The organism is Sulfitobacter litoralis, assembly GCF_900103185.1.
In the GTDB taxonomy this organism is placed as follows: Bacteria; Pseudomonadota; Alphaproteobacteria; order Rhodobacterales; family Rhodobacteraceae; genus Sulfitobacter; species Sulfitobacter litoralis.
Genome location: NZ_FNJD01000001.1, coordinates 50136 through 63090 on the forward strand (window position 1 = coordinate 50136; position 12955 = coordinate 63090).

The 12955-nt window shown below is 61.7% G+C and carries 10 protein-coding genes; 6 read left to right on the forward strand and 4 right to left on the reverse strand.

All coding sequences use genetic code 11. The annotated features are described in order from the left end of the window. Positions 1 to 26: 26 nt before the first annotated feature. The 5 genes from BLQ98_RS00280 (at position 27) to lpdA (ending at position 6883) form a co-directional block, all read left to right on the forward strand. Positions 27 to 2990 (forward strand): 2-oxoglutarate dehydrogenase E1 component, encoded by a 2964-nt coding sequence (locus tag BLQ98_RS00280; protein WP_093731363.1) that lies wholly within the window; start codon positions 27 to 29, stop codon positions 2988 to 2990. Positions 2991 to 2992: 2 nt separating this feature from the next. Next, positions 2993 to 4522: a 2-oxoglutarate dehydrogenase complex dihydrolipoyllysine-residue succinyltransferase gene (gene odhB, locus BLQ98_RS00285; RefSeq protein ID WP_093731364.1), complete on the forward strand. Its 1530-nt coding sequence runs from the start codon at positions 2993 to 2995 to the stop codon at positions 4520 to 4522. A 30-nt stretch (positions 4523 to 4552) separates the two neighbouring features. Further along, positions 4553 to 4939 (forward strand): MAPEG family protein, encoded by a 387-nt coding sequence (locus tag BLQ98_RS00290; protein WP_093731365.1) that lies wholly within the window; start codon positions 4553 to 4555, stop codon positions 4937 to 4939. A 12-nt stretch (positions 4940 to 4951) separates the two neighbouring features. Further along, complete coding sequence (locus BLQ98_RS00295) at positions 4952 to 5347, forward strand: MAPEG family protein (protein WP_093731366.1); 396 nt, start codon at positions 4952 to 4954, stop codon at positions 5345 to 5347. 147 nt (positions 5348 to 5494) lie between these two features. Continuing rightward, positions 5495 to 6883: a dihydrolipoyl dehydrogenase gene (lpdA, locus tag BLQ98_RS00300; RefSeq protein WP_093731367.1), complete on the forward strand. Its 1389-nt coding sequence runs from the start codon at positions 5495 to 5497 to the stop codon at positions 6881 to 6883. An 83-nt stretch (positions 6884 to 6966) separates the two neighbouring features. Here the strand turns inward: lpdA and BLQ98_RS00305 are convergent, their stop codons facing one another. The 3 genes from BLQ98_RS00305 to BLQ98_RS00315 are packed head-to-tail and all read right to left on the reverse strand — an operon-like array spanning position 6967 to position 9277. Next, positions 6967 to 7698 carry a lysophospholipid acyltransferase family protein gene (locus BLQ98_RS00305; protein ID WP_093731368.1) on the reverse strand — a complete coding sequence of 244 codons (732 nt, stop codon included), beginning with the start codon at positions 7696 to 7698 and terminating at the stop codon, positions 6967 to 6969. Continuing rightward, positions 7698 to 8603, reverse strand: a complete 906-nt coding sequence (locus BLQ98_RS00310; RefSeq protein ID WP_093731369.1) for a cell division protein FtsX — start codon at positions 8601 to 8603, stop codon at positions 7698 to 7700. The genes BLQ98_RS00305 and BLQ98_RS00310 overlap by 1 nt, the downstream gene beginning before the upstream one ends. Next, positions 8600 to 9277, reverse strand: a complete 678-nt coding sequence (locus BLQ98_RS00315) for a cell division ATP-binding protein FtsE (protein WP_093731631.1) — start codon at positions 9275 to 9277, stop codon at positions 8600 to 8602. The genes BLQ98_RS00310 and BLQ98_RS00315 overlap by 4 nt, the downstream gene beginning before the upstream one ends. A gap of 165 nt (positions 9278 to 9442) precedes the next feature. On the opposite strand from BLQ98_RS00315, the gene BLQ98_RS00320 reads away from it, so the two are divergent. Beyond that, the gene (locus tag BLQ98_RS00320; protein WP_093731370.1) at positions 9443 to 10297 is read left to right on the forward strand and encodes a zinc-ribbon domain-containing protein; all 855 of its coding nucleotides are present in this window, start codon (positions 9443 to 9445) and stop codon (positions 10295 to 10297) included. A gap of 61 nt (positions 10298 to 10358) precedes the next feature. Here BLQ98_RS00320 and BLQ98_RS00325 read toward each other — a convergent pair whose 3' ends face one another. Further along, positions 10359 to 12941, reverse strand: coding sequence for a TIGR02302 family protein (locus BLQ98_RS00325; RefSeq protein WP_093731371.1), 2583 nt, complete (start codon positions 12939 to 12941; stop codon positions 10359 to 10361). Positions 12942 to 12955 lie beyond the last annotated feature (14 nt).

Consider the following 12955-nt stretch of genomic DNA (forward strand, 5'->3'; position numbering starts at 1 on the left):
GTCGCGCTCTCATCAGAGGTATCGCCATGACAGACCAACCGAAAAACGACCAGTTCCACGATACCTCCTTTCTTGAGGGGCAGAACGGCGAATACCTAGAGGCAATGTATGCCCGCTATGCAGACGACCCCAATGCGGTTGATGGCGCATGGCAGGCATTCTTCGAAGCGATGGATGACGACCACGCCGACGTGAAGGCCGAGGCCGCTGGCCCGTCCTGGGCACGCAGCGACTGGCCGCCCATGCCACAAGACGACCTGACAGCGGCGCTGACCGGTCAATGGCCCGTCCCGACCGAAGCAAAAGCTGCCGGTCAGAAGATTACTGAAAAAGCGTCTTCCAAGGGGATCGAACTGTCTGATGCGCAGGTGCAACGTGCCGTGCTCGACAGTATCCGCGCGTTGATGCTGATCCGCGCCTACCGTATCCGTGGCCACTTGGCCGCAGACCTTGATCCGCTTGGCATGCGCGACAGCGACACCCACCCTGAACTGGACCCGGCCGCCTATGGCTTCGGGCCCAAGGACATGGATCGCCCGATCTTTATCGACAACGTGCTTGGCCTTGAGATCGCGACGATGAAACAGATCGTCGATATCGTCAAAAGCACCTACTGCGGCACCTTCGCGCTGCAATACATGCACATCTCTGATCCCGAACAGGCCGCGTGGCTGAAAGAGCGGATCGAGGGCTACGGCAAGGAAATCCAGTTCACCCGTAATGGCCGCAAGGCTATTCTGAACAAGCTGGTAGAAGCCGAAGGCTTCGAGAAATTCCTGCACGTCAAATACATGGGCACCAAGCGCTTCGGCCTTGATGGCGGTGAATCCCTGATCCCCGCGATGGAACAGATCATCAAGCGCGGTGGTCAGCTGGGCATTCAGGACGTTGTCATCGGTATGCCGCACCGCGGCCGTCTGTCCGTGCTGGCAAACGTCATGCAGAAACCCTATCGCGCGATCTTTAACGAATTTCAGGGTGGCAGCTTTAAACCCGATGATGTCGACGGGTCCGGCGATGTGAAATATCACCTTGGCGCGTCTTCTGACCGTGAATTCGACGGCAACACTGTCCACCTGTCGTTGACCGCCAACCCTTCGCACCTTGAGGCCGTGAACCCCGTTGTTCTGGGCAAGGTTCGCGCCAAGCAGGACCAGTTGAACGACAAGGAACGCACCTCCGTTCTTCCCATATTGCTGCACGGCGATGCCGCGTTTGCCGGTCAGGGTGTTGTCGCCGAATGTTTCGCGCTGTCGGGTCTGCGCGGTCACCGCACCGGCGGGACCATGCATATCGTGGTGAACAACCAGATCGGCTTTACCACCGCGCCGCACTTCAGTCGCTCCAGCCCCTACCCCACCGACAACGCTCTGGTGGTCGAGGCACCGATTTTCCACGTCAACGGCGACGATCCCGAAGCGGTCGTGCACGCGGCCCGCGTGGCGACGGAATTCCGCCAGAAGTTCAAGAAAGACGTGGTCATCGACCTGATCTGCTACCGCCGCTTTGGTCACAACGAAGGCGACGAGCCGATGTTCACCAACCCGGTGATGTACAAGAAGATCAAGAAGCAAAAGACCACGCTGACGCTCTATACCGAGCGGCTGGTCAAGGACGGCCTGATCCCCGAGGGCGAGATCGAGGATATGAAGGCCGCCTTCCAAGAAAAGATGAACACCGAATTCGAGGCCGGCAAAGAATACCGCCCCAACAAGGCCGACTGGCTGGATGGCAAGTGGTCGCACCTCGATAAGGCGAAAGAAAAGAAATATCAGCGCGGCAAGACAGCCATCGCGCCCGAAACCATGACCGATGTCGGCAAGGCGCTGTCCACCGCGCCCGACGGGTTCCCGCTGCACAAAACTGTCGCGCGCCTGCTGGACGCCAAGGCCGAGATGTTCAAGTCCGGCAAAGGCTTTGACTGGGCGACTGCCGAGGCGCTGGCCTTTGGGTCCTTGTTGACCGAAGGGTACAAGGTGCGTCTGTCCGGACAGGACTCCGCCCGTGGCACGTTCTCTCAGCGTCACTCGGCCCTGATCAATCAGGAAAACGAAGACCGCTATTACCCGCTGAACCACATCCGCGAAGGTCAGGCAGAATACGAAGTCATCGACTCCATGCTGTCGGAATACGCGGTATTGGGCTTTGAATACGGCTACTCGCTGGCTGAGCCCAACGCGCTGACCCTGTGGGAAGCGCAGTTCGGCGATTTTGCCAACGGCGCGCAGATCATGTTCGACCAGTTCATCAGCTCGGGCGAAAGCAAATGGCTGCGCATGTCCGGCCTCGTTTGCCTGATGCCGCACGGCTACGAAGGCCAGGGACCCGAACACTCTTCTGCCCGTCTGGAACGGTTCCTGACCATGTGTGGCGGCGATAACTGGATCGTGGCGAACTGCACCACGCCTGCGAACTACTTCCACCTGCTGCGCCGCCAGTTGCACCGCAGCTACCGCAAGCCGCTGATGCTGATGACGCCGAAATCGCTACTGCGCCACAAACTGGCTGTCAGCAAGGCCGAGGAATTCACCACCGGTTCCTCGTTCCACCGCGTGCTGTGGGACGATGCACAACAGGGCAATTCGGACACGACGCTGGCCGCAGACGACAAGATCAAACGCGTCGTGATGTGTTCGGGCAAGGTCTACTACGACCTGCTGGAAGAACGCGACGCACGTGGTATCGACGACATCTACCTTTTGCGTTTTGAACAATTCTACCCGTTCCCCGCGCAATCCGCTGTGAAAGAGCTGGAACGCTTCAAGAATGCGGAAATGGTATGGTGTCAGGAAGAGCCCAAGAACCAAGGGGCCTGGACCTTTATCGAACCCAACATCGAATGGGTTCTGGGCCGCATTGACGCCACCCACACCCGTCCGACCTATGTCGGCCGCGCCACCTCGGCCTCGCCTGCAACCGGCCTTGCCTCCCAACACAAAGCACAACAAGCAGCCCTCGTTGACGATGCGCTGACCATCGAAGGAAAATAACCATGACAAGCGAAGTACGCGTCCCTACTCTGGGTGAATCCGTGACCGAAGCGACCGTGGCGACATGGTTCAAAAAGCCGGGCGATAGCGTCGCAGTTGACGAAATGCTCTGCGAGCTCGAGACGGATAAGGTCACCGTCGAAGTGCCCTCCCCCGTGGCGGGCACTCTGGCCGATATCGTTGCTGCCGAAGGCGAAACCGTCGGCGTTGATGCGCTGCTGGCCAATATCTCCGAAGGGGATGCGGCCCCAGCGAAATCCGAAGCCCCCAAGGCGGTAGACGCCGGTGCCGAAGACGTGAAACCCCGCGACGCCGCCGATGATGTCGATGTGATGGTCCCCACGCTTGGCGAATCCGTCTCTGAGGCGACAGTCAGCACGTGGTTCAAGAACGTCGGCGATCACGTCGAAGCAGACGAAATGCTGTGCGAGCTGGAAACCGACAAAGTCAGCGTCGAAGTGCCCGCGCCGGCCTCTGGCACCTTGACCCAGATCATCGCCGAAGAAGGCAGCACGGTCGAGGCCAACGGTAAGCTCGCCGTGATCAGCCAAGGCGAAGGCGGCAGCGCAAGCAAGCCCGCCGACGATACCGCTGAACCCAAAGCGGGCGGTCAGGTCCCCGCCCCCGGCAACGCGCCCTCGGGCGATGTCGAAGACGCGCCATCCGCCAAGAAAGCCATGGCCGAAGCCGGCATCAGCCGTGATCAGGTCACCGGCACAGGCCGCGACGGACGTGTGATGAAGGAAGACGTGGCCAAGGCCGTCGCCGCGGGGAACAACGCGGCAAAACCCGCAGCAGCCGCGCCACGCGCGCCCTCCGCCCCCCAAGACGCCTCCCGCGAGGAGCGCGTCAAGATGACCCGTCTGCGCCAGACCATCGCGAAGCGTCTGAAAGAAAGCCAGAACACCGCCGCGATGCTGACGACCTACAACGAGGTCGACATGACAGAGATCATGGCCCTGCGGAACGAATACAAAGACCTGTTCTTGAAAAAGCACGGCGTGAAACTGGGCTTCATGTCCTTCTTCACCAAGGCCTGTATCCACGCCCTGAACGAAGTCCCCGAAGTGAACGCCGAAATCGACGGCACCGATGTGGTTTACAAAAACTACGTCAATATGGGCATCGCGGCTGGGACACCAACCGGTCTGGTGGTGCCTGTGGTCAAGGACGCGCAAGCAATGTCCTTTGCCGACATCGAAAAGGAAATTGGTGAACTGGGGTCCAAAGCCCGCGACGGCAAACTCTCGATGGCCGACATGCAGGGCGGCACGTTCACCATCTCCAACGGCGGGGTCTACGGCTCGCTGATGTCGTCACCCATCCTGAACCCGCCACAGTCGGGTATCTTGGGGATGCACAAGATCCAGGACCGCCCCATGGCGATCAATGGTCAGGTTGTGATCCGTCCGATGATGTATCTGGCGCTTAGCTATGACCACCGTATCGTTGACGGCAAAGGTGCTGTAACCTTCCTTGTGCGCGTCAAAGAAGCGCTCGAAGACCCACGCCGCCTGCTGATGGACCTGTAATCCACGCATTCCACCGCCCAGAAAGGACATATGATGACAGAGACCACGATCCTTGCCGCCTACGGCCTGCTCGTTATGCTGACAATCTTGCTTCAGGTTCTGGGCGGTGTCCAACAACTCAGCTTGGGCTATCTGATCTCGTCGCGCGACGAAGACCGGTCAATGACCGGTATGACGGCCCGGGTGAAACGTGCGCTAGACAACTCCGTCGTGGCGCTCGCCCTTTTCGCGCCCGCGATCCTGATGCTTGAACTGCTGGACCGGACGAATGCAACGTCTTTGCTGGCGGCGCAGGTCTTCTTGCTTGCGCGGATCATCTACCTGCCGGTCTATGCCCTCGGCGTGCCGGCAATCCGTACCCTCGCTTGGCTGGCAGGCTTTGCGGCCACCGCCATTCTCTATTTCCTCGCTCTATAGCGGAACGCCACTATGACACCCGAACTCACTGTTCTGACTCTCGCGGCGCTGCTTCAGGTCGTGACCTTTGTCGCCTATGCGATCCCCGCCAACCGCGAGCTTGGCCCCGGCTACACCATGTCCGCGCGCGACCGTGAACCATCAAAGGCGCTGTCCGACAGCACCGCCCGTCTGGGCCGCGCGTTCAACAATATGTTCGAAGCGTTGGCGCTTTTCGCGGTCGCCGTCGTGGTGCTGCACCTGTCTGGCCAAAACACGACCTACACCGCAATCCTCGCGTGGGTCTTCCTTGCGGCCCGCGTCGCTTACGTGCCGGCCTATGCATTTGGCCTGCGCCCCGGACGCTCGCTGATCTGGGCAGTCGGCCTTGGCGCGACAGTGCTGATGCTGCTGGCCGCGCTCTTTTGATCTTCCAATTGGCTTAGATCCCGGGGGCGTGCGCTTGCGCACGGGGGCAGCGCCCCCTAGCCTTGGCCGCATCACACCCCGCCAATCTATGCCTTAACACCACACGATCTTATCTACCCCTATTCCCGACCACCAAGGAGACCTTCCATGTCCAGCTACGATGTCATCATCATCGGCTCCGGCCCCGGCGGCTATGTATCCGCGATCCGCTGTGCCCAACTGGGCCTTAAAACCGCCTGCGTCGAAGGCCGCGAGACGTTGGGCGGCACGTGCCTGAACGTCGGCTGTATCCCGTCCAAAGCGCTGCTGCATGCCACCCATATGCTGCACGAAGCCGAACACAACTTTGCCGACATGGGCCTCAAGGGCAAAAGCCCGTCGGTCGACTGGGCGCAGATGCAGACCTACAAGCAGAACACGATCGACACCAACACCAAGGGGATCGAGTTCCTGTTCAAGAAGAACAAGATCGACTGGATCAAAGGCTGGGCCACCATCCCCGAGGCCGGCAAGGTCAAAGTCGGTGACGAGGTCCACGAGGCCAAGAACATCATCATCGCCACGGGCTCCGAGCCTGCCTCCCTCCCCGGCGTCGAGGTCGACGAGACTGTCGTCGTGACCTCGACCGGTGCGTTGTCGCTGAACAAGGTGCCAAAGAAACTCGTCGTGATCGGCGCAGGCGTGATCGGGCTCGAGCTTGGGTCCGTCTACGCGCGTCTCGGGACCGAAGTGACCGTCGTTGAATACCTTGACGCGATCACCCCCGGCATGGACGGCGAAGTCCAAAAGAACTTCATGCGCATCCTGAAAAAGCAAGGCGTCAACTTTGTCATGGGCGCAGCGGTGCAGGGCACCGAAGCGAGCAAAACCAAAGCCAAAGTGACCTACAAACTGCGCAAGGATGACAGCGAACACACGCTGGACGCCGACGTTGTACTGGTATCGACAGGCCGCAAGCCGTTCCACGACGGGCTGGGCCTTGAAAGTCTGGGCGTCGAACTGACCAAACGCGGCCAGATCGCGGTGAATGACACGTGGGAAACCTCGGTCAAAGGCATCTACGCCATCGGTGACGTCATCGAAGGCCCGATGCTGGCCCACAAAGCCGAAGACGAAGGCATGGCCGCCGCAGAGGTCGTGGCGGGCAAACATGGTCACGTGAACTATGGCGTGATCCCCGGCGTGATCTACACCCACCCCGAAGTGGCCAACGTCGGTGCCACCGAAGAACAGCTGAAAGAAGAAGGCCGCGCCTACAAGGTCGGCAAGTTCAGCTTTATGGGCAACGCCCGTGCCAAGGCCGTCTTCGCGGGCGAAGGCTTCGTCAAGCTGATCGCCGACAAGGAAACCGACCGTATCCTTGGCGCACATATCATCGGCCCCGGCGCCGGCGATCTGATCCACGAGGTCTGTGTCGCGATGGAATTCGGGGCCTCTGCAGAAGATTTGGCGATGACCTGCCACGCGCACCCGACCTATTCCGAGGCAGTCCGTGAAGCCGCACTGGCCTGCGGCGACGGTGCAATCCACATGTAAGGCAGCCGCCTGCCGTGAAACGACAAAGGGTGGACCGCGAGGCCCACCCTTTTTTATTGCGTGCTGCACTGCATCGGTGCGGGCTAGACTGGCAAAGTGGCCTTGAACCCTGCCTCTGCCAGTAGCGCGTCTGAATGGGCTTCTACCGTTTTCTCCAGTGTCGCCATAAACGCAGCGCGTTCCATCCCCGGTGCGATCGGGGTCAGGAATTCGACCACAGCCACCCCCGGTCGCCGGTACAGCCCACGTCGTGGCCAGAAGTAACCGGCGTTCGTCGCTACAGGCACACAAGGCTGGCGCATCTGTTCATACAGTGCTGCAGTCCCCTTTTTATAGGGCACCGACAGACCAGGTGCGACACGTGTGCCTTGCGAATAGATCACCAATTGGCCGGGTTCGGCCTCGCCTGCTTTGACGTCGGCCAGCATCTTTGAAATCGCCGCGCCGCGTTTGCCCCGATTAACCGCGATCATCTGCATACGTTTTGCATATTGCCCGATCACTGGCATCATCAGGATCTCGCGCTTCATTATGAATTTGGCCCGCGGCAGCGCGTGAAAGATCATCAGGATATCAAGAAACGATTGATGCTTCGCGGCAACCAACACGGCCCCCTCCGGCACATCGCCGCGAATCTCGCAGCGCATCCCCACGACGACCCGTGCCAGCCACATGGTTCCCGCAGAATACGCCTTGCACGCAGCATAGGCTCCCCGCCGCGAAAACATCGCCCAAGGGGCGTAAAACACCCCGATCATGGGCATATAGACCGTGGCCAGCACGATGAAGGTAATCGATCGTATCCACTGCAACATCACGCAAGGTCCTTTAGTGTGCGGCGCGCCGCGGCCCCTGTGGCGACAAAGGCGACACCACCAGAGAGAAACGGGATCACCAGCGGCACAATCCAGTGCCAGCCCTGAAAGCCCAAGCCCGTCAGAAAGCCCCCCGCATCAGCGGTGCTTGGCAGCAGCAGAATAGCAAGCAGTCCCAGCCCCGTACCCGCCGCAGCGCCAGTCAGAGCGCGCAGGGTGAAACGCCGGATAAATGCCTGTGCGATATAGCTGTCGGTCGCGCCCACCAGACGTAGCACAGCGATGACCTGAGCATTGGCCGACAGCGCGGCATTGGCGGCGAGTGTCACCATCGCGGCGAGGGTCGCGATGATCAGGGTCATGGACACCCAGCCCAGAAGCTTCAGCCGCGATGCCGCTTTGACCAGCGGCGCACGCCAGCGGCTGTGATTGTCCAGCACGGCCCCCGGCACCTCTGCCGCAAGACGCAAGCGCAGACCGTCCGCATCCATGCCGTCGTCTTCCTCGATAATCTCGATCAGGCGCGGCACCGGTAGGGCGTCAATCGCCAGCTCTGGTCCGAACCAAGGGGCCAGCAGGGATTGCTGTTCTTCATCGGTCAATGCCCGCGCCGTGGCGACGCCTTTGGTCGTCTCGAGGATGCGCAGCGCGGCGTCGGTCTGGGCGCTGCGTTGGTCAATGGGGGCCACGACACGGATCGTTGCGGTACGTGCCAGCTCTTGCCCCCAGATATGCGCCAACCGCCCCGACGCGAGCGACAGCGCCAGCGCAAATACCGCCAGAAACGCCATTGTTGCGGCAGCAAACAAGGTAAGCTGCGCGGTAAATCCTGACGGTGGCACCACACGGTCCGCTTGACGGTCGCCGTTCCACAGCGACGCCAGCGCGATGCGCAACATCTTCATAGATCTGCCCCCGCCAACTGGATTCGGCGGTTCGCAATGCGCAACACCCGCGCTTGCACCTGCGCCTTGGTGGCGCGGATAAGTCCCAGATCATGGGTCGCGATCAGCACCGTCTTGCCCATGCGGTTGAGCTCGACCAGCAAGCGCAGTAGCCGCTGCGACATCTCCCAGTCGACGTTACCAGTGGGTTCATCCGCAAGCACCACATCGGGCGACATGATCACCGCACGCGCCAGTGCGGCCCGCTGGCGTTCACCGCCCGACAGTTCTGGTGGCAGCGCATCGGCACGGCTGCTGAGCCCGACCCACGACAGCAGCTCTTGCAGGTCTTCACCGCCGGTTTCTGCATGACGGCCCGACACGGTCAGCGGCAGCCCGATGTTTTCGGCAACCGGCAGATGGTTCAGGAACTGACAGTCCTGATGCACCACGCCCACACGCCGCCGGATCATCGCGATGTCGTCGCGTTCCATTGTGCGCACGTCCTTGCCAAACAGCGATACATGCCCCGCCGTCGGCAGCAGCGCACCATAGCACAGTTTCATCAAGGTGGTTTTGCCAGAGCCGGACGGACCCGTCAGAAAATGGAACGATCCCGGCGCCAGCTTGACCGAGATATCGGACAAAAGCTCGCCTCCGCCATAGCTGTAAGCCACGTTTTCAAACTCGATCACACGCATATCCCGCTTGGTTTGAACTGTTGTGCCCCAGCACCGCTTGGGTTTCAATGCACCCCGGCGCAGGCATTGCATGAAGATTGCACTTTTCCTACGGTTTTCTAGGACATAAGGTTGATCTGACGTGAAAACAAAGAGGTTTCCAATGGTTCGGTGCGCAACATGAGACTAATCTGTCCCAATTGCGATGCGCAGTACGAAGTACCGGACGAGGTGATGCCCTTGTCCGGGCGTGATGTGCAATGTTCCAACTGCGGCCAGACTTGGTTCCAGCATCACCCCGATTTCATGCCCCTCGACGAAGAGGATGGCGGCCGGCTTAGCACTGTCACCGCCGCCGTGTCGCAGCCCGATCAGGATACCCCCAAGGCAAACGCAGCCCCCGCTGACACGCCCGCAGAGCCGGAACAGGCACAGCCCGAACCCGCCCCTCCTGCCGCGCCGCCTCGTAAGCAGCTTGACCCGTCGGTCGCTGATATTTTACGTCAAGAGGCCGAAGCCGAACAGGAAGCCCGCCGTCGCCGTCAAGCAGATCCGCTGGAAAGCCAGCCCGATCTGGGCCTGCAAGAAGCCGATCACCCAAGCGAGAGCGACCGTGCTCAGCAGGCCAAGGTCCGCATGTCACGTCTGCGCGGCGAGGCGCAACCCAGCGTGGCCGAAACCAATGCCGCTGCGGCGGCTGTCGCATCGCGCCGCGAATTGCTGCCCGACATCGAAGAAATTAATTCGACGCTGCGCACCGGATCAGAGCGACGCACCATCCCCAATGCCGGTGGTGACGCTGCGCAGCCTGATCCGCAAAAGCGCAACGGCTTCAGCCGCGGGTTCGTGCTGATCGTGCTCCTCGCGTCGGTGCTGGTGCTGCTCTATGTCTTTTCGCCGCAGATTTCAGAGGCTGTGCCTGCGTTGCGCCCTTATCTGGCCAGCTATGTGGCGCAGGTGGATGACGGACGCCAATGGCTTGACGGGGCATTGCAGGCGTCGCTGCAATGGCTCGACTCGCGGGCATCCCAGTGAGGCAGCTAAAACGGATCGGGCCCGCCCTTTTGCCGGCCCCGTCCTCACCTACTTGCCCGTATCAGAACCGGTCCAGCAGACGGCGCAGGTAATCGCGCTCGACCTCTGGCCGCGTCTCCTCGCCCGAGCGACGGCGGATTTCGTCTAGCAGTTCGCGTGCGCGGCCATAGGCATCATTATCCAGCGCAAGGTCGCCCTCTGACCCCTGTGCGCCATTGGCCCCCTGTTCACGCCCCAGAGGGTCCGTGTTCTCGGCACGGCGGTTGCCTTGGGCTGTGCCCTGCCCCGGTTCGGACGCCTGCTGGTCCTGATCCATCGCCTCGCCCAAGGCACGCATCCCCTCGCGCAGCGCTTCCATCGCCTGCGACTGGTTATCGATCGCGTCGGCCAGATCATCGCGGCGCAGCGCCTCTTCGGCACCGTCCATGGCACGACCGGCGCGGTCCAGTGCATCGCGGGCAGCGTCGCCTTCGGGGGTGCCGCCGCCGGGCAGACGCCCCTCTTGGCGGCGCAGCTCATCGCGCAGCGCCTGCTGACGGTCGGCAATTGATCCCTGTCCCTGTCCGGGTTCGCCTTGGCCATTGTTCTGACCGGGTTGTTGCCCGGGCTGGCCCGGCTGGTTCCCGTCCTGCGGCGGGCCGGGCTGTTGGCCCTGGTCCTGCCCCTGCTGCTGACCATCATCCGCGTTCGGGTTGAACCGGTCCTGCAAATCTCGAAACGCCTGATCGCTTAGCTCTTGCTGTTCGCGCAGACTGTCGGCGAGCCCCTCCATCGCCTGCTCACCCGGAGATTGCCCACCTTCACCCGGCTGACCTTGGGTGACGCGCATGTTCTCCATCATCTCTTGCAGCTCGCGCAGCGCCTGTTCGGCCTCTGCCATGCGGCCTTGCTCCATCAGCTCCTGGATGCGGTCCATCATGCGTTGCAGGTCGTCCTGCGTCATCTGCATAGTCTCGCCTTGCTGCTGGTCGCCGGTCTCACCTTCTTGCGCCTGCTGGCGTTGCAGCTGACGCATGTAGTCGTCAGTGGCGCGGCGCAGCTCTTCCATCAGCTCTGCGATCTCTGCGTCCGAGGCACCGTTCTTCATCGCCTCTTGCAAACGCTCCTGTGCGCGGCGCATCCGGTCCAGCGCGTCGGCCAGAACGCCTTCTTCCAGTTCAATCGCCAAATCCCACAGATCATCCGCGATCTCGGTCTGCACCTCGTCGGCCAATCCATAGCGGGCGCGAATTTCGATCCGTTCAATCAGCCGCCGCAAACGCAGCGCTGCCGTGTCAGAGCGGAACACATCCGCAGGGCGATAGGACACCGCCCGCAACACCTGCGCGAGACTGTCGGCGTTGCCCTTGGCCCACAGCAGATCACGCCGCTGCTCAATCACCGCCGCCGCCAGCGGATCGAAAAAGCGCCGCCCCGGCAGGATCATTTGCGTCGGTGGGGTGGTCGCCTGCTGCTCTGACGCGTCCAGCACGCTCAGCGTGACCGTGACCGGCAGGTTGGCCCAAGGGTGTTTCGAAAAATCGTCGATCAGGTTTTCTTCGAAATCGCGGCGATCCCCTGCAATGGGCAGCGACAAAGGTACGATCAGCTCTGCACGCGGGTCAGGGTCGATGGTCAGCCCATAGCGGCGGTCCACGGAAGCCAGATCCAGATCGATCCGCGCCTCGCCCGCTTCGACGCCATAGTCATCACGTGCCACGAACGGCAGCTGCATCTCGCCAAGCGCGGTCACGTCCGGCGGGCCGGTAATTTCAATCTGCGGCTTGGCATCGGGCAGCATCGTCACGTCCCACGCGCGCCCGTTCGGCCCGTCGATGGCGATCTGCCCGCTTTGGCTGATTTTGAAATCCTGTACGATGGCGGGGGTGTCATCCACACGCTGGGGCTGGCCCGAAACGGTCTCGGAAACAGACAACGCACCCACTTCGCCATACATGCGCAAGGTGATCAGCGTGCCCGCAGGCAAGTTCAGCGGCCCTTCGGCAAGGTCCGAGAGGTACAGTGTAGGCTTGCCGGTATAGCGCGGCGGCTCGGCCCAGCCTTCCCAGACCGGACCAGAGGCCAAAGCCCCCCCGCCCGACGTCAAACCCGCCACCGATCCGATGCGCAGCACCGACCCGAAAATTAGCGCCGTGACAAAAGCCAGCAGTGCCACATAGCGCAAGGCAAAGGGGTCACGGTCCGCAACGCGTAAATCCGCAGGCACCGCTTGCGCAGCGGCTGCACGGGCAGCCATGCGGCTCTGGTGCGCCTGCCACACCGCGGCAGAGGCATCATCCCCCGTGCCGATCGCCTGCACATCCATCAGCGCTTGAATTGGGCGTCCGGGCAGGCTGGCGTCCAGGCGGGTCAGCGCTTCTATCCGGCGGGGGAGGCGCAAATGGCGCAGCGCATAAACCAGCGCCCCGACAGCGGCCAGCGTCACGGCAACGACAGCGCCCGTTACGACGGACATCGCAGCGTTATCGAGCAGCCCCAGCATCAGCACCGCCAGCACAGCCAGCACCAAGGCAATCAGCGGCCAGAATGCCTGCACCAACACCTCGGCCCAGATACCGGCCCACGTCAGACGCAAGGGCCAACGGATCGACTTGAGACCCTGCTCGGGCGAGTGGTCGTCATCCTTGGCAGTGAAAAACGTCATGCGGGCCCTGCTTT

Bases quoted from the DNA above. Each gene is read 5' to 3' on its own strand.
- BLQ98_RS00280 (WP_093731363.1), top strand. From the start codon at position 27: ATGACAGACCAACCGAAAAACGACCAGTTCCACGATACCTCCTTTCTT.
- odhB (WP_093731364.1), top strand. From the start codon at position 2,993: ATGACAAGCGAAGTACGCGTCCCTACTCTGGGTGAATCCGTGACCGAA.
- BLQ98_RS00290 (WP_093731365.1), top strand. From the start codon at position 4,553: ATGATGACAGAGACCACGATCCTTGCCGCCTACGGCCTGCTCGTTATG.
- BLQ98_RS00295 (WP_093731366.1), top strand. From the start codon at position 4,952: ATGACACCCGAACTCACTGTTCTGACTCTCGCGGCGCTGCTTCAGGTC.
- lpdA (WP_093731367.1), top strand. From the start codon at position 5,495: ATGTCCAGCTACGATGTCATCATCATCGGCTCCGGCCCCGGCGGCTAT.
- BLQ98_RS00305 (WP_093731368.1), bottom strand. From the start codon at position 7,698: ATGTTGCAGTGGATACGATCGATTACCTTCATCGTGCTGGCCACGGTC.
- BLQ98_RS00310 (WP_093731369.1), bottom strand. From the start codon at position 8,603: ATGAAGATGTTGCGCATCGCGCTGGCGTCGCTGTGGAACGGCGACCGT.
- BLQ98_RS00320 (WP_093731370.1), top strand. From the start codon at position 9,443: ATGAGACTAATCTGTCCCAATTGCGATGCGCAGTACGAAGTACCGGAC.
- BLQ98_RS00325 (WP_093731371.1), bottom strand. From the start codon at position 12,941: ATGACGTTTTTCACTGCCAAGGATGACGACCACTCGCCCGAGCAGGGT.